The sequence below is a fragment of the Xanthobacter pollutisoli genome, from assembly GCF_040044995.1.
Taxonomy (GTDB): domain Bacteria; phylum Pseudomonadota; class Alphaproteobacteria; order Rhizobiales; family Xanthobacteraceae; genus Xanthobacter.
Genome location: NZ_JBDZDP010000004.1, coordinates 110,327 through 137,042, shown reverse-complemented (window position 1 = coordinate 137,042; position 26,716 = coordinate 110,327). Strand labels below are relative to the sequence as shown.

29 protein-coding genes are annotated in these 26,716 nt (G+C 70.1%); 26 read left to right on the top strand and 3 right to left on the bottom strand.

Translation table 11 applies throughout. The features are described from left to right. The first annotated feature begins 147 nt into the window (after positions 1–147). The 18 genes from ABLE93_RS11450 to ABLE93_RS11365 all read left to right on the top strand — a co-directional run bounded on the left by ABLE93_RS11450 (position 148) and on the right by ABLE93_RS11365 (position 18,256). A complete protein-coding gene (locus ABLE93_RS11450; RefSeq protein WP_348839929.1) occupies positions 148–1,254 on the top strand; it encodes a hydrogenase small subunit in 1,107 nt (368 codons plus the stop codon). Beyond that, positions 1,251–3,065 carry a nickel-dependent hydrogenase large subunit gene (locus ABLE93_RS11445; RefSeq protein ID WP_348839928.1) on the top strand — a complete coding sequence of 605 codons (1,815 nt, stop codon included), beginning with the start codon at positions 1,251–1,253 and terminating at the stop codon, positions 3,063–3,065. The genes ABLE93_RS11450 and ABLE93_RS11445 overlap by 4 nt, the downstream gene beginning before the upstream one ends. 14 nt (positions 3,066–3,079) lie before the next feature. Next, complete coding sequence (gene cybH, locus ABLE93_RS11440) at positions 3,080–3,829, top strand: Ni/Fe-hydrogenase, b-type cytochrome subunit (RefSeq protein ID WP_348839927.1); 750 nt, start codon at positions 3,080–3,082, stop codon at positions 3,827–3,829. 375 nt (positions 3,830–4,204) lie between these two features. Continuing rightward, complete coding sequence (locus ABLE93_RS11435) at positions 4,205–4,831, top strand: HyaD/HybD family hydrogenase maturation endopeptidase (protein WP_348839926.1); 627 nt, start codon at positions 4,205–4,207, stop codon at positions 4,829–4,831. Between the two features lie 4 nt (positions 4,832–4,835). Continuing rightward, positions 4,836–5,168, top strand: coding sequence for a HypC/HybG/HupF family hydrogenase formation chaperone (locus ABLE93_RS11430; protein ID WP_348839925.1), 333 nt, complete (start codon positions 4,836–4,838; stop codon positions 5,166–5,168). Next, entirely contained in the window at positions 5,168–5,572 is a 405-nt protein-coding gene (locus ABLE93_RS11425) for a thioredoxin domain-containing protein (RefSeq protein ID WP_348839924.1), read from the top strand. Before ABLE93_RS11430 ends, ABLE93_RS11425 begins: the two co-directional genes overlap by 1 nt. A 12-nt stretch (positions 5,573–5,584) precedes the next feature. After that, positions 5,585–6,439, top strand: coding sequence for a hydrogenase expression/formation protein (locus ABLE93_RS11420; RefSeq protein WP_348839923.1), 855 nt, complete (start codon positions 5,585–5,587; stop codon positions 6,437–6,439). 8 nt (positions 6,440–6,447) lie between these two features. Further along, a complete protein-coding gene (locus ABLE93_RS11415; protein WP_348839922.1) occupies positions 6,448–7,338 on the top strand; it encodes a [NiFe]-hydrogenase assembly chaperone HybE in 891 nt (296 codons plus the stop codon). Then, positions 7,335–8,315, top strand: coding sequence for a hypothetical protein (locus tag ABLE93_RS11410; RefSeq protein ID WP_348839921.1), 981 nt, complete (start codon positions 7,335–7,337; stop codon positions 8,313–8,315). The genes ABLE93_RS11415 and ABLE93_RS11410 overlap by 4 nt, the downstream gene beginning before the upstream one ends. Beyond that, complete coding sequence (gene hypA / locus ABLE93_RS11405) at positions 8,308–8,649, top strand: hydrogenase maturation nickel metallochaperone HypA (RefSeq protein WP_348839920.1); 342 nt, start codon at positions 8,308–8,310, stop codon at positions 8,647–8,649. The genes ABLE93_RS11410 and hypA overlap by 8 nt, the downstream gene beginning before the upstream one ends. Continuing rightward, positions 8,649–9,662, top strand: a complete 1,014-nt coding sequence (hypB, locus tag ABLE93_RS11400; RefSeq protein WP_348839919.1) for a hydrogenase nickel incorporation protein HypB — start codon at positions 8,649–8,651, stop codon at positions 9,660–9,662. Before hypA ends, hypB begins: the two co-directional genes overlap by 1 nt. Next, complete coding sequence (locus ABLE93_RS11395) at positions 9,659–11,137, top strand: sigma-54-dependent transcriptional regulator (RefSeq protein ID WP_348839918.1); 1,479 nt, start codon at positions 9,659–9,661, stop codon at positions 11,135–11,137. Before hypB ends, ABLE93_RS11395 begins: the two co-directional genes overlap by 4 nt. 27 nt (positions 11,138–11,164) lie before the next feature. Beyond that, the gene (locus tag ABLE93_RS11390) at positions 11,165–11,464 is read left to right on the top strand and encodes a HypC/HybG/HupF family hydrogenase formation chaperone (protein WP_348839917.1); all 300 of its coding nucleotides are present in this window, start codon (positions 11,165–11,167) and stop codon (positions 11,462–11,464) included. Positions 11,465–11,475: 11 nt separating this feature from the next. Then, complete coding sequence (gene hypD, locus ABLE93_RS11385) at positions 11,476–12,600, top strand: hydrogenase formation protein HypD (RefSeq protein ID WP_348839916.1); 1,125 nt, start codon at positions 11,476–11,478, stop codon at positions 12,598–12,600. A gap of 50 nt (positions 12,601–12,650) precedes the next feature. Next, a complete protein-coding gene (gene hypE / locus ABLE93_RS11380; RefSeq protein ID WP_348840098.1) occupies positions 12,651–13,676 on the top strand; it encodes a hydrogenase expression/formation protein HypE in 1,026 nt (341 codons plus the stop codon). A 32-nt stretch (positions 13,677–13,708) separates the two neighbouring features. After that, positions 13,709–14,317: a HupE/UreJ family protein gene (locus tag ABLE93_RS11375; RefSeq protein ID WP_348839915.1), complete on the top strand. Its 609-nt coding sequence runs from the start codon at positions 13,709–13,711 to the stop codon at positions 14,315–14,317. A 76-nt stretch (positions 14,318–14,393) separates the two neighbouring features. Continuing rightward, on the top strand, positions 14,394–15,380 hold the full coding sequence (locus ABLE93_RS11370; RefSeq protein ID WP_348839914.1) for a phosphotransferase enzyme family protein: 987 nt from the start codon (positions 14,394–14,396) through the stop codon (positions 15,378–15,380). 500 nt (positions 15,381–15,880) lie between these two features. Beyond that, positions 15,881–18,256 (top strand): Tex family protein, encoded by a 2,376-nt coding sequence (locus ABLE93_RS11365; protein WP_348839913.1) that lies wholly within the window; start codon positions 15,881–15,883, stop codon positions 18,254–18,256. Between the two features lie 40 nt (positions 18,257–18,296). Here the strand turns inward: ABLE93_RS11365 and ABLE93_RS11360 are convergent, their stop codons facing one another. Beyond that, positions 18,297–18,596, bottom strand: coding sequence for a hypothetical protein (locus tag ABLE93_RS11360; RefSeq protein WP_348839912.1), 300 nt, complete (start codon positions 18,594–18,596; stop codon positions 18,297–18,299). A gap of 247 nt (positions 18,597–18,843) precedes the next feature. On the opposite strand from ABLE93_RS11360, the gene ABLE93_RS11355 reads away from it, so the two are divergent. The 8 genes from ABLE93_RS11355 (at position 18,844) to ABLE93_RS11320 (ending at position 24,476) form a co-directional block, all read left to right on the top strand. After that, positions 18,844–19,287 carry a host attachment protein gene (locus ABLE93_RS11355; protein WP_348839911.1) on the top strand — a complete coding sequence of 148 codons (444 nt, stop codon included), beginning with the start codon at positions 18,844–18,846 and terminating at the stop codon, positions 19,285–19,287. A 106-nt stretch (positions 19,288–19,393) separates the two neighbouring features. After that, complete coding sequence (locus tag ABLE93_RS11350; RefSeq protein ID WP_348839910.1) at positions 19,394–19,900, top strand: TspO/MBR family protein; 507 nt, start codon at positions 19,394–19,396, stop codon at positions 19,898–19,900. A 117-nt stretch (positions 19,901–20,017) separates the two neighbouring features. Further along, positions 20,018–20,212: a twin transmembrane helix small protein gene (locus tag ABLE93_RS11345; protein ID WP_348839909.1), complete on the top strand. Its 195-nt coding sequence runs from the start codon at positions 20,018–20,020 to the stop codon at positions 20,210–20,212. 9 nt (positions 20,213–20,221) lie between these two features. Further along, positions 20,222–20,800: a cob(I)yrinic acid a,c-diamide adenosyltransferase gene (locus ABLE93_RS11340; RefSeq protein WP_348839908.1), complete on the top strand. Its 579-nt coding sequence runs from the start codon at positions 20,222–20,224 to the stop codon at positions 20,798–20,800. Between the two features lie 146 nt (positions 20,801–20,946). Next, positions 20,947–21,678: a rhomboid family intramembrane serine protease gene (locus tag ABLE93_RS11335; RefSeq protein WP_348839907.1), complete on the top strand. Its 732-nt coding sequence runs from the start codon at positions 20,947–20,949 to the stop codon at positions 21,676–21,678. A 132-nt stretch (positions 21,679–21,810) separates the two neighbouring features. Then, entirely contained in the window at positions 21,811–22,560 is a 750-nt protein-coding gene (locus ABLE93_RS11330; protein WP_348839906.1) for an electron transfer flavoprotein subunit beta/FixA family protein, read from the top strand. Continuing rightward, positions 22,560–23,504, top strand: coding sequence for an electron transfer flavoprotein subunit alpha/FixB family protein (locus tag ABLE93_RS11325; protein ID WP_348839905.1), 945 nt, complete (start codon positions 22,560–22,562; stop codon positions 23,502–23,504). The genes ABLE93_RS11330 and ABLE93_RS11325 overlap by 1 nt, the downstream gene beginning before the upstream one ends. 90 nt (positions 23,505–23,594) lie before the next feature. Further along, complete coding sequence (locus tag ABLE93_RS11320; RefSeq protein WP_348839904.1) at positions 23,595–24,476, top strand: 3-hydroxybutyryl-CoA dehydrogenase; 882 nt, start codon at positions 23,595–23,597, stop codon at positions 24,474–24,476. A 52-nt stretch (positions 24,477–24,528) separates the two neighbouring features. On the opposite strand, the gene ABLE93_RS11315 is transcribed toward ABLE93_RS11320, so the two are convergent. Together ABLE93_RS11315 and ABLE93_RS11310 are read right to left on the bottom strand one after the other, a co-directional pair. Beyond that, positions 24,529–25,794 carry an ATP-binding protein gene (locus ABLE93_RS11315; RefSeq protein WP_348839903.1) on the bottom strand — a complete coding sequence of 422 codons (1,266 nt, stop codon included), beginning with the start codon at positions 25,792–25,794 and terminating at the stop codon, positions 24,529–24,531. Continuing rightward, positions 25,791–26,513, bottom strand: coding sequence for a response regulator (locus ABLE93_RS11310; protein WP_348839902.1), 723 nt, complete (start codon positions 26,511–26,513; stop codon positions 25,791–25,793). The genes ABLE93_RS11315 and ABLE93_RS11310 overlap by 4 nt, the downstream gene beginning before the upstream one ends. Positions 26,514–26,716: the final 203 nt, after the last annotated feature.

Genomic DNA, 26,716 nt, shown 5'->3' with positions numbered 1-26,716 from the left:
CCATCCACCCCACCGGCAGTGCTCTAACCCCCAACCCCCTGAAATCCCTCGCACTCCCCCTCTGGCACACGCCTTGCTGAAATGGTTCCAATCCCCCGGCCTCGACGCCGGCGGGGTGGTCAAGGTCAGCCAAGGGGGGACGCCTTTATGGCCCTCGAGACGTTCTATGAGGTCATGCGGCGGCAGGGCATCACCCGCCGTTCGTTCCTGAAATACTGCTCGCTCACGGCGGCGGCCCTCGGCCTCGGGCCAGAGTTCGCGCCGCAGATCGCGCAGGCCATGGAGACCAAGCCGCGCACCCCGGTGCTGTGGCTGCATGGGCTGGAATGCACCTGCTGCTCGGAGAGCTTCATCCGCTCGGCGCATCCGCTGGTGAAGGATGTGGTGCTGTCGATGATCTCGCTCGACTATGACGACACCCTCATGGCCTCCGCCGGCCATCAGGCGGAAGCGATCCTCGACGAGGTGATGGAGAAGTACAAGGGCAACTACATCCTCGCGGTGGAGGGCAACCCGCCGCTGAACGAGGATGGCATGTATTGCATCATCGGCGGCAAGCCCTTCGTGGACCAGCTGAAGAAGGTGGCGAAGGACGCGAAGGCCATCATCTCCTGGGGCTCCTGCGCCTCCTATGGCTGCGTGCAGGCGGCGCGCCCCAACCCCACCCGCGCCACGCCCGTGCACGAGGTGATCTTCGACAAGCCCATCATCAAGGTGCCGGGCTGCCCGCCCATCGCCGAGGTGATGACCGGCGTCATCACCTACATGCTCACCTTCGACCAGCTCCCGGCGCTGGACCGCCAGGGCCGGCCGCTGATGTTCTATTCCCAGCGCATCCACGACAAATGCTATCGCCGGCCGCATTTCGACAGCGGGCAGTATGTGGAGAGCTTCGACGACGAGGGCGCGCGCAAGGGCTATTGTCTCTACAAGGTGGGCTGCAAGGGCCCCACCACCTACAACGCCTGCTCCACCGTGCGCTGGAACGATGGCGTCTCCTTCCCCATCCAGGCCGGCCACGGCTGCATCGGCTGCTCGGAAGACGGCTTCTGGGACAAGGGCTCGTGGTACGCGCGCCTCGCCGACCTCAAGGGCTCGGGCTTCGGCGTTGAAGCCAATGCCGACCAGGTGGGCCTCGTTGCCGCCGGCGCCGTGGGCGCGGGTGTCGCGGCCCATGCCGCCATCAGCGCGCTGAAGCGCGCCCAGCACAAGAACACCGACGGTGCCCAGAAGACCGAGGGAGGCGAGAAGTGACCATCCAGACGCCGAACGGCTTTTCCCTCGACACCTCCGGCAAGCGCATCGTCGTCGATCCGGTCACCCGCATCGAAGGCCACATGCGCTGCGAGGTGAATGTGGATGCCAACAACGTCATCCGCAACGCGGTCTCCACCGGCACCATGTGGCGCGGGCTGGAAGTCATCCTCAAGGGCCGCGACCCGCGCGACGCCTGGGCCTTCGTGGAACGCATCTGCGGCGTGTGCACCGGCTGCCACGCGCTCACTTCGGTGCGCGCGGTGGAGGATGCCCTCCAGATCAAGATCCCCAACAACGCCTTCCTGATCCGCGAGATCATGGCCAAGGTGCTGCAGTGGCACGACCACGTGGTCCACTTCTACCATCTGCACGCGCTCGACTGGGTAAACCCGGTGAATGCGCTCAAGGCGGACCCGAAGGCGACTTCGGTGCTGCAGCAGTCCATCTCGTCGCATTCCAAGTCCTCGCCCGGCTATTTCCGCGACGTACAGAACCGGCTGAAGAAGTTCGTGGAGAGTGGACAGCTCGGCATCTTCAAGAACGGCTATTGGGACAACCCGGCCTATCTGCTGCCGCCGGAAGCCGACCTGATGGCGGTGACGCACTATCTGGAAGCGCTCGATTTCCAGCGCGAGATCGTGAAGGTCCACACCATCTTCGGCGGCAAGAACCCGCATCCGAACTATCTGGTGGGCGGCGTGCCGTGCGCCATCAACATGAACGGCGATCTCGCCGCCGGCGCCCCGCTCAACATGGAGCGGCTGAACTTCGTGAAGCTGAAGCTTCAGGAAGCCTTCGAGTTCTCGCAGAACGTCTATGTGCCGGACGTGATCGCCATCGCCTCTTTCTATAAAGGCTGGCTCTATGGCGGCGGCCTCTCCGGCCAGAACGTCATGGACTATGGCGATTATGAAGCCATCCAGGGCCAGAAGAAGACCGACCGCCTGCCCGGCGGCGTCATCCTCAACGGCAATTGGAACGAGGTGCACCCCATCGACCCGCGCGACCCGGCGCAGGTGCAGGAGTTCGTGGCGCACTCCTGGTACACCTACGGCGATGCGGACAAGGACAAGGGCCTGCATCCGTGGGACGGCATCACCGAGCCGCAGTACAAGCTCGGCCCCGACGCCAAGGGCTCGCGCACCAACATCGAGCAGATCGACGAGAACGCCAAGTATTCGTGGATCAAGGCGCCGCGCTGGAAGGGCAATGCGGTGGAGGTGGGCCCCCTCGCCCGCTACATCCTCGCCTATGCCCAGGGCGTCGACTATGTGAAGGGGCAGGTGGACGAGTCGCTTGGCATGTTCAACACTCTGGCCGGCACGCAGCTCACCGCCAAGCAGGCGCTGCCCTCCACCATCGGCCGCACCCTCGCCCGGGCGCTGGAGGCGCACTATTGCGCCAAGATGATGCTGGACGATTTCGACCACCTCATCGCCAACATCAAGGCCGGCGACACCGCCACCGCCAACATGGAGAAGTGGGACCCCGCCACCTGGCCGAAGGAAGCCAAGGGCGTCGGCACCGTGGCGGCGCCGCGCGGCGGCCTTGGCCACTGGATCAAGATCAAGGACGGGCGGATCGAGAACTACCAGTGCGTGGTGCCCACCACCTGGAACGGCGGGCCGCGCGATCCCAAGGGCAACATCGGCGCGTTCGAGGCCTCCCTCATGAACACCCCCATGCAGCGCCCGGAGGAGCCGGTGGAGATCCTGCGCACCCTCCACTCCTTCGACCCGTGCCTCGCCTGCTCCACCCACGTCATGTCCGACGACGGGGCTGAGCTGGCGCGCGTCACCGTGCGCTGAGGGGAGGGCGTGCCATGACGGACACCTCCCTCTCCCCGCCCGCGGGCGCCCGGCCGGCGCCCGCCCCGGTGCCGGTGGCGGCCACCGGAAAGAAGCTGACCACCGTCTATGTCTACGAGGCGCCGGTGCGCCTGTGGCACTGGGTGAACGCGCTTTCCATCCTGGTCCTGTGCGTCACCGGCTATTTCATCGGCTCGCCCTTCCCGACCCTGTCGGGGGAGGCGAGCTCCCACTTCCTGATGGGCACCATCCGCTTCGTGCATTTCGCGGCGGGCTACATCCTCGCCGTGGGGTTCCTGGGGCGGATCATCTGGGCCTTCTTCGGCAACAAGTATTCGCGGGAGCTGTTCACCTTCCCCTTCTGGCGGGCGAGCTTCTGGAAGGGCTTCTTCACCGAGGTGCAGTGGTATGCCTTCCTCAAGCCCCGGCCGCTGAAGTTCGTGGGGCACAATCCGCTGGCGCAGGTGTTCCTGTTCTTCGTGATGGTGCTGGGCCTCGCCTTCATGATCCTCACCGGCTTCGCCCTCTATTCGGAAGGCACGGGGCTCGGCTCGTGGCAGTCGAAGCTGTTCGGCTGGGTCATCCCCCTGCTGGGCGGCTCCATGCAGGTGCATACGCTGCACCACATGGGCATGTGGGTGATCATCCTGTTCATCATCATCCACGTCTATTCGGTGATCCGCGAGGACATCATGTCCCGCCAGTCCATGATCTCCGCCATCACCAACGGCCACCGCACCTTCCGGGACGACGATCCCGAGTGAGCCCGAGGGCAGCACCATGGAACGAAGGGCGTGGCTTCCGGCCGCGCCCTTTTTCTTTGCCGGTATGCCTGGCTGCACCGCACCCACAAACGCGTGCAGCTGCTAACGATCGTCGCAGCCGGGCCCATCGCCGCCGTGTGGAAAAGCCTTCCGACATGCGGAAACTGGATATTTTGATTCCAGTTTCACCATGCTTCGATCATCATCCTTCCAACATCCACATTACCGCCATCTCCGGGGGCGGTACGCGCCATGATCCGACTCAACCCCTTGGCCGGCTTCTGGCCGGCTTGGCACGGTCCTTGATTTAGACGAACTCGAAATCAGGCGGCGGCAGACCGTCGTGGGAGGTCATGGCAGGGAGGAGTGCGTCGCATGGACGGCGAACGGATTTGTGCGCGCATTCTGGTGCTCGGCATCGGCAACATCCTGTGGGCCGACGAGGGCTTCGGCGTGCGGGTGCTGGAAGCCCTGGACCGCGCCTTCGCCTTCCCCGAGCCCGTGACGCTGCTCGACGGCGGCACGCAGGGCCTCTATCTCCTGCCCTACCTTGAAGAAGCCGAAGGCGTCATCATCGTCGACGCGGTGGATTTCGGCTCCGCACCCGGCACCCTCCACATCCGCGCCGATGCCGATGTCCCCGCGGTGCTCGCCGCCCGCAAGGTGAGCCTGCACCAGACCGGCTTCCAGGAAATCCTCGGCCTGCTCGCCCTGCGCGGCCACACCCCCGGCCGCATCGTGCTGGTGGGCGTGCAGCCGGAGGTGCTGGACGATTACGGCGGCGGCCTCACCGAGACAGTCGCGGCGCAGATCGAGCCCGCCGCGCGCAAGGTGCTGGCCATCCTCAAGGACGAGTTCGGCATTGAGCCCACGCCCCGCGCGGGCGACGGCTCCCTCGTCACCGCGGCGGTCGCCCGCGACGCCTATGAGACCGAACGACCGAGCGCGGAGGACGCCTGCCGCGTGGGCGACGCCCGCGTCCTCGTCCGGGCCGGAGGCTGATCCCATGTGCCTCGGCCTTCCCATGCGCATCGAGAGCCGCAGCGACACCCATGCCTTGTGCTCCGCCGAGGGACGCGTGGAACAGGTCGATCTTTCCCTCGTGCCCGAGGCGCAGGCCGGGGAGCACGTGCTGGTGTTCCAGGGCGCCGCCCGCCGCCGCCTCGATGCGGAGGAGGCGCGCCTCATCGCGGAAGCCCTCGCCGGCGTCGCCGCCATCATGGCGGGGGAGGCCGACGCCGGCCTCATCGACCGCGCCTTCGCCGATCTCGTGGACCGCGAGCCGGTCCTGCCGCCCCATCTCGCCGCGGCCTATGCCGCCGGCCGAAAGGAAGCCTGATGCCCCCGGTCGCCGCTCCCGATCTCCATCCCCTCGTGCGCCGCCTCAGCGAGGCCGGCGCCTGGCCCTCCGTCGAGACGCTGGAGGATGCCGCCTCCCTCGATGCGCGCGACCATTTCCTGTTCCTGCCGTCCCACGGCAAGGCGCATCTGGAGAGCCCGGACATCGCCGTGGTGCTGCCCGAGCTGGTGAAGGCACTGGGCGGCTCCGAAGCCATCGGCATCGCCATCGCCGGCCCCAAGGCGGAGGCGGCCCTGCGCGACACCATGAGCCTCGCGCTCCCCGCCATCGTGGTGCTGCGCGCCGGCCAGCCGGTGGGCGCCATCGCCCGCATGCGGGACTGGGACGAATATCTCGACAAGCTCCGCGCCTTGCTCGCCGCCCCCTCCGCTGCCACCCACTGAAGGCTGCCCCAAATGTCTTCGTCCCCCTTCGCCACACAGCCCCCCATCGGCTTCGGCCCCGGCAGCCAGTCCACCGCCGAGGATGAGGGCCTCGCCTATCTCCAGATGCCCTCGGGCATGCGCACCTTCGAGGCCCCCTTCATCGAGGTGGAGGACAAGGACCGCTACGCCCCCGCCTTCGCCGTTCTGGCAGAGGTGATCGCCGCGCTGGAAAGCTGGCAGCCGGGCGAGAGCCGCATCATCGACCTCGCCCATCTCGACGCCGCCAATGTCGCCTTGGTGGACGAGGCCATGGGCGAGGGTGAGGTGGCGGTGAAGGTGGAAGGCCGCGGCGATGCCCGCGCCATGGAGATCCAGGAAGCCACCTTCGCCGGCGTCTGGCGCCTGCGCGGCGCGACCGGCACCGACCGGATCGAGGTGGGCGCCTTCCCCCGCGGCGCGCTGGTGAGGGCCTTCGGCGCGGGTGCGGGCATCGACCTCACGGGCCTCGATGCGCCGGCGCCGGGCATCTTCAATGCGCCGGCCCTGCTGGTGGAGATCGACGACCGCTCCCGCAACCGCCAGCCGGGAGACCCGGCGCACGTCATCAACCTCTCCCTCCTGCCGCACACGCCGGAAGACCTCGCCATGCTGGACGCGCGGCTCGGCCCCGGCGCGACCACCGTGCTCTCGCGCGGCTACGGCAATTGCCGCATCGACGCCACGGGCACGCGGCACGTCTGGCGGGTGCGCTTCTACAATTCGCAGGACATGCTCATCCTCGACACCATCGAGGTGAGCGAGGTGCCGGAAGTCGCCTGCGCCGCCCGCGAGGACATCGCCGATTCCGCCGAGCGCCTCACCGAGGTGCTGGCGGCCATGCGGTGAGGCGCGACATGTCCAAGCCCCTCTCCCAGCACAGCTTCTTCGACGGCTCCTATCTCGGCGACCGGGCGCGCCTTGCCCCCACGGCGCGCCTTGAGTGCAAGGTGTGCTGGCACGTCTACGATCCCGCCGAGGGGTGCGAGGCGTGGCAGATCCCGCCCGGCACGCCGTTCAATGCCCTGCCCGACCACTGGCGCTGCCCGGTGTGCGACGGCGCCCGCGACGCCTTCATGGTGCTCGACGGCGGCACGCCCGATCTGCCCGCCGTGATGCGGCCCGCCCCGGTCGATCCCGCGCTGGAGCGTCAGCTGGCCGAGGCGCCGGGCACGTTCGAGGCGGTGTTCCGCGAGATCCACGCCGCGAAGATGAAGGGCGTGCCCTTCGTCAACGGCACCCTCGGCGTCAAGGCGGTGGGCTTCCGCATCCATGACGGGCGGGTGATGGGCGTGCTGGTGACGCCCTGGTTCATGAACATCGTGCTCCTGCCCAACGCCGCCGACGACTGGTCGACGCTGAAAACGGGCGACCGCGAACTCATCGACTTCCCCTCGGGGGCATACGAGTTCCTCGCCGCCAACCGGCCCGAAACCGGCCCCTACAAGGCCTGCTCCCTGTTTTCCCCCATGTTCGATTTCTCCTCCATGCTGCAGGCGGTGGAGACGGCCGAGGCGGTGATCCCCGGCCTGCTCGATCCTGCCAACCGGGAGGACGGCACCCGTTCCGGCGAGATCCGCCGCCGGGCGGAGGCGGAGGACGCCGCCCGCGCCGCCGCGGAGGCAGCAGCCGACGAGGCGGCCGGAAACGCCCCCCGCCCGCGCGCGACAGCGCCCGCCGAAATGTCCCGCCGCGCGCTGATCCTCGGCCCGTCCGCCGCCGACCAACTTCGGGACGGCGCGGCATGATGCGCCCCGCGACCATGCTCCGCCGCCTCACCCTCGCGCCCGATGCGCGGGCGGGCGGCTGGCGCGTGGCGCGGGAGGAGGGGCCCGACCCGGCCGCGGCCCTCATCGGCCTCACGCCCGAGGCGGCGGCGCGCCTCGCGCCCCTCGTGTTCAACCTGTGCGGTGCTGCGCACGCCTTCGCCGCCCGTTCGGCCCTCGGCCTGCCCGCTGCCGCCGATGCCGAGGCCAAGGGGCGGGAGATGGCGCGGGAAACCGTGCGCGACCATGCCCTGGCCCTGCTGCACACCCTGCCCGTCGCGCTGGGCATGGCCCCGGACCGCGCCGCCCTCGGCCTCCTCGCGCAAGCGGACACCGGTGCCTTCCATGCCGCCCTCGTGGGCGACGGCAGCGACCTTGCCGCTTTCACCCCTGCCGAGCTGGACGCGTGGCTCGCCGAGGCGCCCACCGCCACCGCTTGCGTCCTCGCCCTCATCCGCCGCGACGCCGACCCAGCGGAGGGCCGCGCCGATCTGCCGGAACTGAGCGCGGAAACGCTCGCCGCCACGCTGGCCCGCCCCGCCGCCGCCATCGGCTCCCACCGCGAGACGGGGGCGCTCGGCCGCGTCGCCGCAACCCCACTCCTCTCCGCGCTGCTCGCGTCCGAAGGGCCCAGCCTGTTCGTGCGGCTCCTCGCGCGGCTGGCGGACTGCCTCGCCCATCTCACCCCCCGCCCGGCCCCGGCCCTGCCCGCCGGCATCGCCCCTGCGGCACGCGGGCTGCTTGGGCATCGGGCGGATGTGGTCGAGGGACGTGTCGCCGCCTATCGCATCCTATCGCCCAGCGCCTGGAACCTTGCCCCCGGCGGCCTCCTGGAGCGGGGGTTCGCCGCCCTCTCGCCGGGGGCGCGGACGCGCTGGCTTGCGCCGCTCCTCGTTTGCGCCATCAATCCCTGCGTGCCCGTCACCCTCTCCTTCGCCACGGAGCCCGCTTATGCATGAGATGGCCGTGTGCGAGAGCCTGCTCTCGGCAATGGAAGAGGCGGCGAAGGCCCAGAATTTCTCGCGCGTCACCCGCGTGCGCCTCGCCATCGGCCGCTTCGCCGGCATCGAGGTGGAGGCGCTGCGCTTCGGCTTCGACGTGGTGACGCGGGGCTCGCTGGCGGACGGCGCCGAGCTGGTGGTTCTGGAGGAGGAGGGCACCGCCTGGTGCTTCGACTGCTCCGACACGGTGCCGCTCAATCACCGCCTCGCCCCCTGCCCGAAATGCGGCGGGGAACGGCTGGTGCCCAATGGCGGCACCGAGATGAAGATCAAAGACCTGGAGGTGATGTGATGTGCACGGTCTGCGGCTGCAGCGGCGACGGCGCCACCATTTCCGAGGCGCACGGCCATTCCCATTCCCATTCCCACGACAACGCCCATGGTCACGACCATCCGCACACCCACACCCATGCGGACGGCACCACCCACAGCCATGCGCACGATCACGCCCACGGGCATGACCACGACCACCATCACCACGACGATCACCATCCCCCCGCGCCCGACGCCGGCACGCTGGACTACGGCACCGGCCCCGCCCGCGCCCATGCGCCGGGGCTGACGCAGGCGCGCATGGTGGAGATCGAAACCTCCATCCTCGCCAAGAACGATGATTACGCCGGCCGCAACCGCAACCGCCTCGATGGCGCGGGCGTGCTGGCGCTGAACCTCCTCTCCGGTCCCGGCGCCGGCAAGACGACGCTTCTCGTGGAGACGCTGAAGGCGCTCGCCGCCCGCATCCCCTGCGCCGTCATCGAGGGCGACCAGCAGACCGACAACGACGCCGCCCGCATCCGCGCCGTGGGCACGCCGGCGGTGCAGATCAACACCGGCAAGGGCTGCCACCTCGACGCCCACATGGTCGGCCACGCGCTGGAAAAGCTGCCCTTGCCGCCCGGCGGCGTGCTGTTCATCGAGAATGTGGGCAACCTCGTCTGCCCCGCCGCCTTCGACCTTGGCGAGACGAAGCGCGTCACGCTGATCTCGGTGGCGGAGGGCGAGGACAAGCCGCTCAAATATCCCGACATCTTCGAGGGCGCCGACCTCGTGCTCATCACCAAGGCGGACCTTGCGCCTTATGTGGATGCGGACATGGCGACGCTGGAGGCCAACATCCGCCGCATCAACCCGACGGCGGACATCCTCACCACCTCCTCGCGCGGCGAGATCGGCCTTGCCCGCTGGCTCAACTGGCTGGAAGCCGCCCGCGCCGCCCGCCTCAATGACCTGGCGAGCGCCCGCGAGGCCGAGGCCTCGGCCCTGCGCGCCGCAGTCTTTCCCACAGCAGTGGGAGGCGCGCGATGAACCGCCGCCCCGCCATCCTCGTGGTGGATGACGAGCCGCGCTCGGTGGAGGTCATCGCCCGCGTGCTCGACGAGGAGTTCGACGTCTTCACCGCCCTCAATGCGGAGGAGGCACGGCGCATTCTTGAGAACGAGTGGATCCAGGCGGTCTTCTGCGACCAGCGGATGCCGCAGACCTCCGGAGTCGCGCTGCTCACCGAGGTGCGCGAGCGCTGGCCGGACATATTGCGCATCATCGTCACCGGCTACACCGAGCCGGAGGACATGATCGGCGCCATCAACGACGCCGGCATCTACCAGTTCATCGCCAAGCCCTGGCACCCCGACCAATTGCTCCTCGCCGCCCGCAACGCCGCCCACCTCTTCCAGCTCCAGCGCGACCATGAGCGGCTGAACCTGGAAATGAAGCTCACCACCTCCAATGCCGAGGCACGCCTCGGCGCGCTGGAAGCGCGGGTGAAGCAGAATTTCCACTTCGACACGCTGGTGCGCGCCCCCGGCAGCCCGCTGAGCGCCCTGTGCACCCGCGCCGCGCAGGTGGCGACCTTCGACGTGCCCGTGCTGATCCACGGCGAGACCGGCACCGGCAAGGAGCTCATCGCCCGCGCCATCCATTATTCCAGCCTGCGCTCGGACCGCCCCTTCTTCGCGGTGAATTGCGGCGCGATCCCCGACGAGCTCCTGGAATCCGAACTCTTCGGCCACAAGAAGGGCTCGTTCACCGGCGCCCACGTGACCCGCATCGGCCTGCTTGACCAGGCGGACGGCGGCACCATCTTCCTCGACGAGATCGGCGACGTGTCGCCCGCCTTCCAGGTGAAGCTCCTGCGCTTCCTGCAGGAGGGCGAGATCCGCCCGGTGGGCTCCAACGAATCCAAGCGCGTCAACGTGCGCGTGCTCGCCGCGACCCATCGCGACCTGAAGGGCGAGGTCGGCCGCGGCGGGTTCCGCGAAGACCTCTATTACCGGCTCAGCGCCATGGTGCTCACCCTGCCGGCGCTGCGCGAGCGGCGAGCGGACATTCCCGTTCTGGCCCAGAGCATCCTCGACAGCCTGAGCGCCCAGCACGGCAAGCGCGCCAAGGGCTTCACCGAGGAAGCGCTCGGCTGCATGCGGGCCTACGACTGGCCGGGCAACGTGCGCGAACTGCAGAACGAGGTGACGCGCATGCTGGTTTTGGCCGAGCGCGACATGCTCAGCGCCGACCTGCTCTCGCCCCATGTGGTGCGGGCCGCGGCGGCGGAGACGCGGGCGCCGGAGACGCTGGCGGCCTCGTCCATCGCCCTGCCCGACAACGGCCCGCTGAAGGACCGCATCGAGCGCATGGAGGCGACCATCCTCACCGAGACGCTGGTGCGCTGCCGCTGGAACAAGAGCCGCGCCGCCGAGGAGCTGGGCCTCTCCCGCGTCGGGCTGCGCGCCAAGCTCGACCGCTACGGAATCTCCCGTGGCGGCGCCTTCGGCCAATCCCATTGAGCACGGTGCACTGAGAAGGAAAACGCCATGTGCCTCGGCATTCCCGGACAGATCGTCGCCGTCGCGGACGCGGAGGCCATGCTGTGCGTGGTGGACGTCTCGGGCGTGCGCCGCACGGTGGACGTGGTGTGCGTCACCGAGCCCGGCGCGCCGCTGGAGGATCTGGTGGGCGCCTGGGTGCTGGTGCACGTGGGCTTCGCCATGAGCCGCATCGACGAGGAGGAGGCCTCCGCGACGCTGAAGGTGCTCGCGGAGATCGGCGAGGCGGCGGCCGAGATGGAAGCGCTCACCCAAGGCAGCGTCGAGCTGCTTTCCACCCCGCGCTGAGGAGGACGGACATGCGCTTCGTCGACGAGTTCCGCGACCCCGCCCTCGCCTCGGCCCTGGTGAAGGAGATCGGCGCCATCGCCGCCCGCCTCGAGCGCGGACGCGACAAGCCCTTTGCCATCATGGAGGTGTGCGGCGGGCATACCCACGCCATCTTCCGCTACGGGCTCGAAGGCCTGCTGCCGGACCTCGTGGAGTTCGTGCACGGGCCGGGCTGCCCGGTCTGCGTCCTGCCCATGGGGCGGGTGGACGATTGCGTCGCCATCGCCGAACGCCCCGAGGTGATCTTCACCACCTTCGGCGACGCCATGCGCGTGCCCGGCTCGAAGAAGAGCCTGCTCCAGGCCAAGGCCGACGGCGCCGACGTGCGCATGGTCTATTCGCCTCTTGATGCGCTCGCTCTCGCGCGGCGCAATCCCGAACGACAGGTGGTGTTCTTCGGCCTCGGCTTCGAGACCACCATGCCCTCCACGGCGCTGACCGTGCAGCGCGCCCTGCGCGAGGGCATGACGAACTTCTCCCTGTTCTGCAACCACATCACCATCATCCCGACGCTGCGCGCCTTGCTGGAGCAGGAGGATTTCGGCATCGACGGCTTCATCGGGCCGGGCCACGTCTCCATGGTCATCGGCACGGCGCCCTACCGCTTCATCGCCGAGGAATTCCACCGGCCGCTGGTGGTTGCCGGTTTCGAGCCCATCGACCTTCTGCAATCCCTTCTCATGGTCCTGCGCCAGATCGAGGTGGGAGACGCCCGCATCGAGAACCAATATGCCCGCGTCGTGCCGGAGCACGGCAATCCGGCGGCGCTGAAGGCCGTCTGCGAAGTGTACGAGCCGCGCGAGACCTTCGAGTGGCGCGGCCTCGGCTCCATCGCCGGGTCGGGCGTGCGGCTGACGGCGCCCTATGCGGCGTTCGATGCGGAGAAGAAATTCGCCGTGCCCGACGTGAAGGTGGCCGATCCCTCCTCCTGCCGCTGCGGCGAGGTGCTCACCGGCGCGGTGAAGCCCTGGGCATGCCCGGAGTTCGGCACCAGCTGCACGCCCGAGACGCCGCTCGGCGCGCTGATGGTTTCCTCCGAAGGTTCTTGCGCGGCTTACTATCAATATGGCGGTATGAGGGGAGAGGCCGCATGACCCTGCCATTCACCACTCCTGCCGCAGCAGCACCCTCCCGCCGCCGGCCCATGACGCAGAAGACCGTGACGCTCGCCCACGGCGGCGGCGGCAGCGCCATGCGCGACCTCATCGATGATGTCTTCCTCTCCGCCTTCTCCGGCGAAGGCCGTGCCGCACCGGAGGATCAGGCCCGCTTCGATCTTGCCGCGCTCATGGCCCACGGCGACCGCCTCGCCTTCACCACCGACGGCTTCGTGGTGGACCCCTTGTTCTTCCCCGGCGGCGACATCGGCAAGCTCGCCGTCTGCGGCACGGTGAACGACCTCGCGGTGGGCGGGGCGAAGCCGGTGGCGCTGTCCTGCGCCCTCATCATCGAGGAGGGGTTGGAGGTGGAGACCCTGCGCCGGGTCGCCGCCTCCATGGCCGCGACCGCGCAGGCGGCCGGCGTCGCCATCGTCACGGGCGACACCAAGGTGGTGGCGCGCGGCGCCTGCGACAAGCTCTTCATCACCACCACCGGCATCGGCGTGGTGCGCGCCGGGCTTGAGGTGGGCATCACCCGCGCGCGGCCGGGCGACAAGGTGATCGTCAACGGCCTGCTCGGCGACCATGGCGCCGCAATCCTCAACGCCCGCGGCGACCTCGCCCTCGAAACCACCATCGAGAGCGACTGCGCGCCCCTCAACGGCCTGATCGACGCCCTCATCGCCGCCGCCCCCGGCATCCGCATGATGCGCGACGCGACGCGCGGCGGCATCGCGGCGGTGGTGAACGAGCTGGCCGAGGCCAGCGCCGTGGGCGTGCGGCTCGACGAGCTGAGCCTTCCCATGCGGCCGGAGGTGATGGGCTTCTGCGAGATCCTTGGCCTCGACCCGCTCTATCTCGCCAACGAGGGCAAGATCCTCGCCGTGGTCCCGGCGGAGGAGGCGGATGCCGCCATCGCGGCCCTTGCCGCCCATCCCTTCGGGCGCGGCGCCGCCGTCATCGGCGAGGTGACATCGGCACGGCCCGGACGGGTCGTCATGCGAACGCGCTTCGGGGGTGAGCGCATCGTCGACATGCTGGTCGGCGATCAACTGCCCCGCATCTGTTGAACCCTTCACGCACTTCATTGGGGAGAAAGAACATGAACCGCACAGCCCGCACGGCCGGCCTCGGGGCCGTCGCCGCCGCCCTCACCCTGCTGCCGCAGGTGGCCTTCGCCCACACCGGCGTCGGCGATGCCCACGGCTTCAGCCACGGCTTCGCCCACCCCCTCGGCGGCCTCGACCACCTGCTGGCCATGGTCACCGTCGGCGTGTTCGCCGGCCAGCTCGGCGGCCGCGCCACCTGGGCCGTGCCGGTAACCTTCGTCGCCTTGATGGCCGCGGGCGGTGCCCTCGGCGTCGCCGGCGTGGCGCTGCCCTTCGTCGAGCTGGGCATCGCCCTGTCGGTGGTGGTGCTGGGCCTTTGCGTCGCCTCGGGCGTGAAGGCGCCGCTGGCGGCGGCCATGGCGGTGGTCGGCTTCTTCGCGGTGTTCCACGGCCACGCCCACGGCACCGAGATGCCGGCGGATGCCTCTGGTCTTGCCTATGGCCTCGGCTTCGTGAGCGCCACGACGCTCCTGCACCTCGCCGGCATCGGCCTCGGCCTTGCCATCGCCCGCATGGGCGCGGCGCGCGGCGAGCGCTTCGTGCGCGGCGCGGGCGCGGCGGTGGCGGTGGCCGGCGCCGGCCTCCTCGCCGGCCTCGTCTGATGGCGTCGGCGGCCGGGCGCCCTCGGCGTCCGGCCGTGCTATAGGCACCGGCCCAACCTCAGCGGGGCGTGATGCGGTGCTGTACGACGCCGAGTATCTGACGCGGATCGAGGCCCTGGTCCGCGCCCATCTTGCCGAGTGGGAGCTGCCGCCGGACGCGGCGCTCTCGCTGCTCTCCGTTTCCGAGAACGCCACCTTCCGCATCACCGGCGGCGGCCGCGACATGGCGCTGCGGGTCTACAGGCCGGGCTATCACGACGCCGCCGAGATCCGCTCGGAGCTCGCCTGGATCACCGCCCTGCGGGACGAGGAGATGGTGGCGACACCGGCCCCGCTCGCCACGCGCGACGGCCGCCTGCTGCTGGAGGTGCGCGACACCGACGCCTCCGGCACGCCGCGGCGCATGGCCGCCTTCGCCTTCGTGCCCGGCGCGGAGCCGCAGGAAGGCGCCGATTTGCCCTTCTGGTTCCGCCGCCTCGGCGCGCTGCATGCCCGCCTCCACGCCCATGCCCGGCGCTGGACGCCACCCGAGGGCTTCTCCCGCAAGGTGTGGGATTTCGACGCCATGCTGGGTGCGCGGCCCCTGTGGGGCGACTTCCGCGCCGCTCTGGGCCTCGGTGCCGCCGGCCGCAGCCTGCTGGAGCGCACCGCCCTCGCCCTGAAAGAGCGCCTCGCGCCGCTGAGCCGTCCGGAGAGCTTCGGCCTGATCCATGCCGACCTGCGCCTCGCCAACCTGCTGGCGGACGGCGACAGCCTCACCCTCATCGATTTCGACGATTGCGGCTTCTCCTGGTTTCTCTACGACTTCGCCGCCGCCGTCTCCTTCATGGAGCATTCGCCGCGGGTGCCAGAGCTCAAGGACGCATGGATGGACGGCTACCGCAGCCTTGCCCCCCTGCCGGCGGACGCGGAGGTGGCCCTCGACGTCTTCGTCATGCTCCGCCGCATGCTCCTCACCGCCTGGGTCGCCTCCCATGCGGAGACGCCCACCGCCCAGGCCATGGGCGTGCCCTATACGCAGGGCACGCTGGCGCTGGCGGACGCGTTCCTGAGCCGGGGATGACGTCGTCCTCCGGCTTTTGACCGGAGGACCCATGGCGCCGCCTGTGCCGCCAGTCGGGCGCCGGAGCGAGGGGATGGATGGCCCTCCGGTCAAGCCGGAGGGCGACGGCGGGAGGGATGGATGGGCGCTCAGGACCGACGGGTAACGCCGTCTTGCCCGCTGCTGGGGGATGCGGCGGCGCCCACCGCCCAGGCTATGGGCGTGCCCCTACCGAGGGCACGCTGGCGCTGGCGGACGCCTTTCTGAGTCTGCGGACCTCGAACCGCCGTCGTCCTCCGGCTTGACCGGAGGACCCATGGCGCCGCCTGTGCCGGCGGTCGGGCGCCGGAGCGAGGGGATGGATGGGCCCTCCGGTCAAGCCGGAGGGCGACGGCGGGAGGGATGGTGGCAGGCAGGACCCGTCGCTCGCCGCGCCTTGGTCTACGCAGGCGCAACGTGACAGCGCCCCAATGCTCGGCTATGGGCGTGCCCCCGTCACCGAGGAGAAACGAGGAGACCCCATGGCCGCCGCACCGCAGGGACATGCCGACGCCATCGCCCGCCTCATCGCCGCCGAGATCAATGCGCGTCCGGCGCAGGTCACGGCCGCGGTCTCCCTGATCGACGAGGGCGCCACCGTTCCCTTCATCGCCCGCTACCGCAAGGAGGTGACGGGCGGTCTCGACGACACCCAACTGCGCACGCTGGAAGAGCGCCTGTCCTACCTGCGCGAGCTGGAGAGTCGCCGCGCCGCCGTGCTCTCCTCCATCGACGGGCAGGGCAAGCTCTCCGACGAGCTGCGCGGCAAGATCGAGGCGGCCACCACCAAGGCGGAGCTGGAGGACCTCTACCTCCCCTACAAGCCCAAGCGCCGCACCAAGGCGGAGATCGCCCGCGAGAAGGGCCTCGGGCCGCTGGCGGAGGCGATCCTGGCGGATCGCTCGATCGCCCCGGCGGAGCGCGCGGCCGCCTTCCTCTCCGATCAGGTGGCGGACATCAAGGCGGCGCTGGACGGCGCCCGCGACATCCTCGTCGAAACCTTCGCCGAGAATGCCGAGCTGGTGGGCCGCCTGCGCGGGCACCTCAAGGCCCATGCCGTGCTCAAGGCCAAGGTGGCCGAGGGCAAGGAGGAGGCGGGCGCCAAGTTCCGCGACTATTTCGACCATTCGGAGAAATGGGCCACCGCCCCCAGCCACCGCGTGCTCGCCATGCTGCGCGGGCGCAACGAGGAGATGCTGACCCTCGACCTGGTGGTGGACGAGGACGCCACCACCCCGGTGAAGCCCGCCGAGCGCATCGTCGCCGAAGCCTACGACATCCCCCTCGCCAACGGCGCGCCGGCCGACGGTTTCCTGCTGGAGGTGGCGCGCTGGGCATGGCGGGTGAAGCTCTCGCTCCACCTCACCGTGGAGCTGATGGGCGAGATGCGCGAGCGGGCGGAGGAGGAGGCCATCCGCGTCTTCGCCCGCAACCTCAAGGACCTGCTGCTGGCCGCCCCGGCCGGCTCGCGCGCCACCATGGGGCTCGACCCCGGCATCCGCACCGGCGTGAAGGTGGCGGTGGTGGACGGCACCGGCAAGCTGATCGCCACCTCCACCGTCTATCCCTTCCAGCCGCGCAACGACGTGCAGGGCGCCATGGCGGAGCTGGCGCACCTCATCCGCCGCCACAATGTGGAGCTGATCGCCATCGGCAACGGCACCGCCAGCCGCGAGACCGACAAGCTCGCCGCCGACCTCCTCGCCGCGCTGCCGCCGGACGCCTCCGGCAGGAAGCCCATCAAGGTGGTGGTGAGCGAGGCCGGCGCCTCGGTCTATTCCGCCTCGGCCACCGCCGCCGCCGAGATGCCCGACATCGACGTGTCGCTGCGCGGCGCCGTCTCCATCGCCCGCCGCCTGCAGGACCCGCTGGCGGAACTGGTGAAGATCGAGCCCAAGGCCATCGGCGTCGGCCAGTACCAGCACGACGTGGACCAGGCGCGCCTTGCGAAAGCCCTGGACGCCGTGGTGGAGGACGCGGTGAACGCCGTGGGCGTCGACCTCAACATGGCCTCCGCGTCCCTGCTGGCGCGCGTGTCGGGCCTCGGCGCCTCGCTGGCGGAGGCCATCGTGGCGCATCGGAATTCCGTCGGCGCGTTCAAGACCCGCAAGGAACTGCTCAAGGTCGCCCGCCTCGGCCCGCGCACCTTCGAGCTCGCCGCCGGCTTCCTGCGCATCCCGGACGGCGCCGAGCCGCTGGATGCGTCCGCCGTGCATCCGGAGGCCTATGAGGTCGCCAAGAAGATCGTCGCCGCCTGCGGGCGCGACGTGCGCCAGATCATGGGCGACACGGCGGCGCTCAAGGCGCTGGACCCGCGCGCCTTCGTGGACGAGCGCTTCGGCCTGCCCACGGTGCGCGACATTCTCACCGAGCTGGAGAAGCCCGGCCGCGACCCCCGCCCGGCCTTCAAGACCGCCACCTTCGCCGAGGGCGTTCACGAGATGAGCGACCTCAAGCCGGGCATGGTGCTGGAAGGCACGGTGACAAACGTCGCCGCCTTCGGCGCCTTCGTGGACATCGGCGTCCACCAGGACGGGCTGGTCCACGTCTCGGCGCTGGCCGACCGCTTCGTGAAGGACCCGCACGAGGTGGTGAAGGCCGGCGACGTGGTGAAGGTGCGCGTGGTGGAGGTGGACGTGAAGCGCAAGCGCATCGCCCTCTCCATGCGCAAGGACGATGCCGGCGGACGGCCCTCAAGCGGACGGCCGGAGCAGCCGCGCGGCAATGATGTCCGCGGCACCGACGCGCGGCGCGGTCCTCCCCCGGCCGGCAAAGGCGGCGGCAAACCGGCGGATGGGGGCGGTCAGGGGGCGTTTGGCGCGGCTCTGGCGGAGGCCATGCGGCGCAAGGGGCAGTAGCGCGAGACGGGGCGCTCCGACCCTCCCGGCGCCCGGGCCTTCAGCGGCGGGCGCCGATCCGCACCGGGCTCGGCACGAGGCGGCGCAGCCGTGCCCGGCGGCCGGACGGCGGCTCGGCGCGGTCGCTCATGAGCATGACGGCAAAGCCCATCTGCACGCTGCCGAAGGTGACGCCCAGCGCGAGGGTGAGGACCGCAAGGGCCAGATAGCCGTCCGGCGAGCCGGCGAAGAGCGTGCCGAGCCGCGCCACGTCGAAGGCCACCATCAGGGCCACGAACAGGCCCGCGAGGCCGACGCCGATCACAGCATGGCGGAGGAGGAAGCGCACGAGAAACGGCATGGCGAGGTCTCCCCGCAGGGCGATCGCTGCGCGGGCGCCGGCGGCGCGGGGCGCAGGTACAACCCAGAAAGCGTCTCACGCCCGTCCGGCAGGGGCAAGCGTGGCCCTTTCGCCATTTGGTCGCAAGCGCCTCGCCGCGGTCCGCTTTCCCTTGCGGCTGGACAATGCGGCCGGCGGCCCCATCTGACAGAAGGAGACCGAAAAATGGTCCGTGCGGCGCGCATCCGCCGCCTCAGGGAGGGGAGATATGACCCAGCTTGAAAAGGCCAACCGGCTGGTGGTGGTCTGTGACGGTGCCAAGGCGCTGTTTCTTGCCGATGGCGGCATCGCCCCCGCGCCCCGCCTGAGCGTGGTCGAGAGCTTCAGCGAACCTCACCCGGGCACCGCGGCGCTGGGCACCGACCGGCCCGGCCGCGTCCATGAATCCGCCTCTACCGCGCGCAGCGCCATGGAGGAGACCGACCTGCACGCCGAGGCGGAAGCCGCCTTCATCGGCCGCGTCGCCCAGCGCATCGAGGCGCTGGTGGCGGGCGGGGCGCCGCGCCGCATCCTCCTCGTGGCGCCGCCCAAGGCCCTCGGCACCCTGCGGGAGGCGCTGAGCGCGAAGGTGAAGGCACTGGTGGACGGCGAGCTCGCCAAAGATCTCGTCAAGCTGCCCCTGGAAGAGATCGGCCGGCACATCGCCAGCTGAGGCGAAACTCCATGCTCTGGAACCCGCACCGGGGGGCGCCGCGTTGCGCCGGCGTCACCCCCTCGGCGGAGGGATCGTCGATACGCCCGCAAGAAGGCCTGAACCCATGTCCTCGACCACGACCCGCGCCCTTTCCCCCTGCGCCGTCTCGCGCCTGCGGCTTCTCGCCTGCCTCGCGCTGGTGGCGGTGGTGGGCGGCATCGGCGGGGCGGTGACCGCGCCAGCCATCCCGACCTGGTACGAGGGCCTCGCCAAGCCCGCCTGGACGCCGCCCAACATGGCCTTCCCCATCGCCTGGACGCTGCTCTACATCCTGATGGCGGTCGCCCTCTGGCGGCTGTGGGACAAGGTGCCGCCCTCCGCCGGCCGCACCCTCGCCATCAGCCTCTTCCTCGGCCAGCTGGCGCTCAACGCCGTGTGGTCGCCGGTCTTCTTCGGACTCCACGCCATGGATGCGGCGCTGTTCATCATCGTGGCGCTGGTGGTGGCCCTGGCCTTTACCGTGCGGGCCGCCTTCCGCGTGGATACCGCCGCGGGCTGGCTCCTGGTGCCCTACCTCGCCTGGGTGTGCTTCGCCACCACGCTGAATGCGGGCATCGCGGCGCTGAACTGAGCCGGCGATTTTCCCGCTTCGTCCGGCGGCGAAAAGGCTCTACCTCTAGGCCCATGCCGTCCCGCCCCGCGTGCGCCCTCGTGTGCGCGCGGACGCCCGCCATACCGAGGTGCCGAAATGGTTCATTGGTCCGTCTATCTGTTCATCCCGCTGGCGCTCGCCGTGGTGGCCGGGGTGCTGTTCCTCGGCCTGTTCAACTTCGCGGCGGGCGGCTCGCCGCAGCGCTCGCAGAAGCTGATGCAGATGCGGGTGCTGTTCCAGTTCCTCGCCATCATCCTGGTGATGATCACCATCTTCGCCATGGGGCGGTAGGTTCGGGCCATGGTGAAGCTGAACAAGATCTATACCCGGACCGGCGACGACGGCACCACGGGGCTCGGCACCGGCCGGCGGGTGCCCAAGTACGATTTGCGCGTGGAGGCCTACGGCGCGGTGGACGAGACCAACGCCGCCATCGGCGTCGCCCGGCTGCACCTCTCCGGCGAGGCGGCGCTCGATACCATCCTCACCCGGGTGCAGAACGACCTCTTCGACCTCGGCGCCGATCTGTGCGTGCCGCCCGCCGCCAACGAGGAGGGCGCGAGCCTGCGCATCGTGCCGGCGCAGGTCACCCGGCTGGAAGAGGACATCGACCGCCTCAACGCCGAGCTCGGCCCCCTCACCTCCTTCGTGCTGCCGGCCGGTACGGCCGCCTCGGCCCACCTCCATCTCGCCCGCACCATCTGCCGCCGGGCCGAGCGCGTCATGGTCGCATTGTCGCACCAGTCGGAAGCCGCCCTCGGCGCGCCGGCGCTGCATTACGTGAACCGCCTGTCGGACCTGCTCTTCGTCGCCGGCCGCTACGCCAACGCCCGCGGCGCGGCGGACGTCTTGTGGGTGCCGGGCGCCAGCCGCGTCTGACGCGCTCGCCCGGCGGGCGGGCTGCGCCGTAAACGCGCATTTCCCGCGCGAAGCGGTATCCATGCCGCACGAAAACGCACTAAGCTTTCCATACGGGACCCGAGGACGGAGAGCGCCGCTTCCGGGCGGGACCCGCGGATCGCCCGATGTTCGTCCCCCTCGCCGACAGCAATCCCCTTGAGCATGTGGAGCGCCCCTACGTCACCTGGGGGCTCCTTCTCCTCAACCTGTTCGTCTTCGTGGCGCTCCAGCATGGCGCCTTCGGCGAGGTCAGCGAGGCCGGGGTGCTCGCCTACGGCACCATTCCGGCGGTGGTGACGGGGGAGGCCGTGCTGCCCGAGGGCTACGAGCGGCTGCCGGCGGCACTCAGCCTCGTCACCTACATGTTCCTGCACGGCGGCTGGCTGCACCTCCTCGGCAACATGGCCTTCCTGTGGGTGTTCGCCGACAATGTGGAGGACGCCATGGGCCACTGGCGCTTCCTCGCCTTCTATCTCCTGTGCGGCATCGCCGCCGGCCTTGCCCATGTGGCGGCCGACCCCGGCTCGGAGGTGCCGCTGGTGGGCGCCTCGGGAGCGGTGGCGGGGGTGATCTCGGCTTATCTGGTGCTGCATCCCAACATCCGGCTCTGGGCGCTGGTGCTGATGAAGATTCCCCTGAGGGTCCCGGCCGCCTGGGTGATCGGCGCATGGTTCGCGCTGCAGATCTGGCAGATCGCCACCAGCGCCGATCAGGAGACCGCGTGGTGGGCCCATGTGGGCGGCTTTCTCGCCGGAGCCGTGCTGGTGGTGGTCATGCGCCGGCCCGGCGTCGCGCTGTTCGATCGCGATCCCTCCGGCGTCCCGAGCGTTTCGGCACAGCGCAGAACCGAGCGTTGACACGCTTTCGGCCCCCTCCTACGTTGCCGGCCCGCAAGAAATGCTGCATCGCAGGGAACAAGCGGAAGTCATGACGGCGGGTAGGATTTTTCGACTGCCGGTCGTTATTTCGGGAACGGGGAGCACGCCTCTATGAAGATCCTGGTGCCCGTTAAGCGGGTGGTGGATTACAACGTTAAGGTCCGGGTGAAGTCGGACGGCTCGGGTGTCGAGCTTGCGAACGTGAAGATGTCGATGAACCCGTTCGACGAGATCGCCGTCGAGGAGGCCCTGCGGCTGAAGGAAGCGGGCAAGGCCACCGAGGTGATCGCGGTGTCCATCGGCCCGGCCCAGGCGTCCGAGACCATCCGCACCGCGCTGGCCATGGGCGCCGACCGCGGCATCCTGGTGAAGGTGGACGGCGTGGTGGAGCCCCTCGCGGTGGCCAAGATCCTCAAGGGCGTGGTGGGCGAGGAAGCCCCCGGCCTCGTCATCCTCGGCAAGCAGGCCATCGACGACGACTGCAACCAGACCGGCCAGATGCTCGCCGCGCTGCTCAACTGGCCGCAGGGCACCTTCGCCTCCAAGGTCGCCCTCGAGGAGGGCGGCGTCGCCGTCACCCGCGAGATCGACGGCGGCCTGCAGACCGTGAAGCTCTCCGGCCCGGCCGTCGTCACGACGGACCTGCGCCTCAACGAGCCGCGCTACGCCTCGCTGCCCAACATCATGAAGGCCAAGAAGAAGCCCATCGCCGAGAAGACCGCGGCGGACTACGGGGTCGACGTGGCGCCGCGCCTCACGGTGCTGTCGACGGCCGAGCCCGCCGGCCGCAAGGCGGGCGTGAAGGTGGGCTCGGTGGCCGAGCTGGTGGCGAAGCTCAAGGACGAGGCGGGGGTGATCTGATGGCCGTTCTGCTCATTGCCGAACACGACGATTCGGCCCTCAACGGCGTCACCGCCAAGGCGCTGACCGCCGCCGCCGCCATCGGCGGGCCGGTGCACGTGCTGGTGGCTGGCAAGGATGCCAGGGCCGTCGCCGATGCCGCGGCGAAGCTCTCCGGCGTCGAGAAGGTGCTGCTCGCCGACGACGCGCTCTATGCCCACCGGCTCGCCGAGCCGCTGGCGGCGCTGATCGTGTCGCTGGCGCCGGCCTACGACGCCATCGTCGGCCCCTCCACCGCCATGGTGAAGAACGTGCTGCCGCGCGTCGCCGCTCTGCTGGACGTGATGCAGGTGTCCGACATCACCAAGGTGGTGGCGCCGGACACGTTCGAGCGGCCCATCTATGCCGGCAACGCGCTGCAGACGGTGAAGTCCGGCGACGCGAAGAAGGTGGTCACGGTGCGCACCGCGTCCTTCGCGGCGACGCCCGAGGGCGGCTCCGCCGCGGTGGAGAGCGTGGGTGCGGCGGCCGATCCGGCGCTCTCGGCTTTCCTGGAGGAGAGCATCGCCGCCTCGGACCGTCCCGAGCTGACCGGGGCGAAGATCATCGTCTCCGGCGGCCGCGCGGTGGGCTCGCGGGAGAAGTTCGCGGAACTGATCGAGCCGCTCGCCGACGTGCTCGGCGCGGCGGTGGGCGCCTCGCGCGCCGCGGTGGATGCAGGCTACGCGCCGAACGACTGGCAGGTGGGCCAGACCGGCAAGGTGGTGGCCCCGGAGCTCTACATCGCGCTGGGCATCTCCGGCGCCATCCAGCATCTCGCCGGCATGAAGGACTCCAAGGTCATCGTCGCCGTCAACAAGGACGAGGAGGCCCCCATCTTCCAGGTGGCCGACTACGGCCTCGTCGGAGACATCAATACCGTCATCCCGGAATTGAAGGCGGAACTCGCCAAGGCCAAAGGATAGGCTAAAAGGAAGGCGGCCGGGTCCGGCCCGGCCGCCGCCACAGGGGCGCCGGCCCCTCTCCTCCCGGCAGCAAGGCGAAACGAGAGAAACATGCCGCTCGAGATCAAGAAGGTCGGGGTCATCGGCGCTGGCCAGATGGGCAACGGCATCGCGCACGTCTGCGCCCTCGCCGGCTATGACGTGGTGCTCAACGACGCGGACCCCGACCGCATCCGCTCCGGCCTCGCCACGATCAACGGCAACATGGCCAAGCAGGTGTCCAAAGGCACCGTCTCCGAGGCCGACCGCCAGGCGGCGCTCTCGCGCATCATCGCGGCCGAGGCGGTGGACGACCTCGCCGACTGCGACCTCGTAATCGAATCCGCCACCGAGCGGGAAGAGGTGAAGCGCAAGATCTTCTCCGGCCTGTGCGCCGTGGTGAAGCCGGAGGCCATGCTGGCCTCCAACACCTCGTCCATCTCCATCACCCGCCTCGCCGCCTCCACCGACCGGCCGGAGCGCTTCATCGGCATTCATTTCATGAATCCGGTGCCGCTGATGGAGCTGGTGGAGCTGGTGCGCGGCATCGCCACCGACGACGACACCTTCGAGAGCTCCAAGCAGTTCGTCACCCGGCTCAACAAGACCTATGCGGTGGCGGAGGATTTCCCGGCCTTTATCGTCAACCGCATCCTGCTGCCGATGATCAACGAGGCCATCTACACCCTCTATGAGGGCGTCGGCAGCGTCGATTCCATCGACCGTGCCATGAAGCTCGGCGCCAACCACCCCATGGGGCCGCTGCAGCTCGCCGACTTCATCGGCCTCGACACCTGCCTCGCGGTGATGCAGGTGCTGCACGAGGGGCTCGCCGATTCCAAGTACCGCCCCTGCCCGCTGCTGGTGAAGTACGTCGAGGCCGGCTGGCTCGGCCGCAAGACGCAGCGCGGCTTCTACGACTATCGCGGCGAGAAGCCCGTCCCCACGCGCTGATCCCGCGGGCAGGAGACCTCCCCGGCCGTCTTTCGCACGGCCGGATCCGGTTTCAGGCCTCGATCGGTGCAGCCGGCAGTTCCACCCGCTGGAGCAGGCCGCCGCCCGGCCGGTTGACGAGGGTGAGCCGGCCGCCATGGCGGCCGACGATCTCGTTGGCGATGGCGAGGCCGAGGCCAGCCCCGGGAATCTTCACCTGCCGTGCCGGATCGACCCGGAAGAACGGCTCGAACACCTGCCCCATGAGCGCCTCGGGAATGCCGGGGCCGTCATCCTCGATCAGCAGCACCCCCGCCTCGCCCTCGGTCCCGACGCTCACCCGCGCGCCGCCGCCGTGGGTGGCGGCGTTGACCACCAGATTGCGCAGCGCCCGCTTGAGCGACAGCGGCCGGCCCCGCACGCCGACGGGCATGCTGGAGACCAGCCGCGCCGCATGCCCGATGCCGGCCACTTCCTCCACCACTTCCGCCGCCAGCAGATCCATCCGCACCGCCTCCTCGGGGCCGCCCTCCACCTCCTCGCGCACCAGGCGGATGGCGCTGTCGGCGATGCGGTCGAGCTCGGCGAGGTCGCGCAGCCATTCGGTCCGCTCCTCGTCGTCGGGGATGAATTCGGCCCGCAGCCGCATGCGGGTGAGAGGGGTGCGGAAATCGTGCGCCGCACCGGCGACGATGCGCATGCGGCTGTCCATGGCCGCCTTCAGCCGCGCCGACAGGCGGTTGATGGCGGCGGCCGCCGCGCGCACCTCTGCCGGGCCGCGTTCCGGCAGAACCGGCGGCTCGCCGTCCGGCCCGATGCGGCGCGCCGCCTCCTCCACCAGTGCCAGCGGCCGGGTGAGGCGCCGCACGGCGAGGAACACCACGCCGGTCACGCCGAGCACCATGAAGGCGAGCCACACGGCGAAGCCGAACGGGCCGCCCGGCGGCCCCGGAGGCGGTGGCGGGCGCGTGGCGCCGTTCAGTGTGAGCCAGCGGCCGTTGGCGAGGTGGACAGCGGTCAGGGGCGGCCCGCCGCCGGTCGGCCTCAGCACCACCGCGCGCAGCGGGCGCCCGAACCGCTCGAGGGATTCAGCCAGCAGGCGCGTCGCCATCTCGTCGATCTCGCCCGCCGGCCGCTCGGCCGAGAGCCCCGGCGCGGGGATACCGACGGGCACGGCAGCGGCGAGGTCCGCCGCCTCGACGACGACCGGCGCCGGCCCGGCGGTGATCGAGTGCCAGTCGGGATTCGAGAGGAAGAAGGATGCGCCGTTGGCCAGGGTGATCACCACCAGCACCGCCACCACCAGGATGGCGGTGACCTGGGCGCGCAGCGTGGTCACGACACCTCCTCGGTATCGACGCGCACGGCGAGCTGATAGCCGCCGTTGCGCAGCGTCTTCAGAAGCTGGAACGAGCCCTGGTCGCCGAGCTTGCGGCGCAGCCGGCTGACCAGCACGTCCACCGAGCGGTCGAACGGCCCGGCCTCCCGGCCGCGGGTGATGTCCAGCAGCTGGTCGCGGGAAAGGATGCGCCCCGGCCGCTCGATGAACGCCATGAGCAGGTCGAACTCGGCGCCCGTGAGCATCACCTCGTTACCGTCGTCGTCGGTGACGCGGCGCAGCTCCGGCTCGGCGCGGAAGCGGCCGAAGCGGAAGGCGCGGGCGGACGCGGCGGGGGGCTCAGGCGCCCCGATCCGCCGCAGCACGGCGCGGATCCGCGCCACCAGCTCGCGCGGGTTGAACGGCTTGCCGAGATAGTCGTCGGCGCCGATCTCCAGCCCGATGATGCGGTCCACATCCTCTTTCAGCGCGGTCAGCAGGATCACCGGCACGCGCGAGCGTGTCCGCAGGGCGCGGCACAGATCGAGGCCCGAGGCGTCGGGCAGCATCAGGTCGAGCACGACGAAGTCGATGCGCTGGGTGGCGAGCTTCTCCTCCATTTCGCGCCCGTCTGCCGCCGTGGTCACGCGGAAGCCCTGCCCCGCCAGATAGCGGCCGAGAAGCTTGCGGATCTCGTGATCGTCGTCGACGACGAGGATATGCGGGCCGTCCTGCTGCACCGGTTGCTCCTTTTCCAGGCGATGCTAGCGGGCCGGCGCCTCGCCCGCACGGCCGCCTGCTTCCAAGCGTTGCCCACGGCCATCGAGCAACATTGCGACACAAAATTGTCCGGACGGGACTTGTTCGGACATGCAGCGACCGCGGCGAGCAAAGGTGCCGGACCATGGTGAGCGCATGGGACGGCTGACGCTCGCCCCGGCCC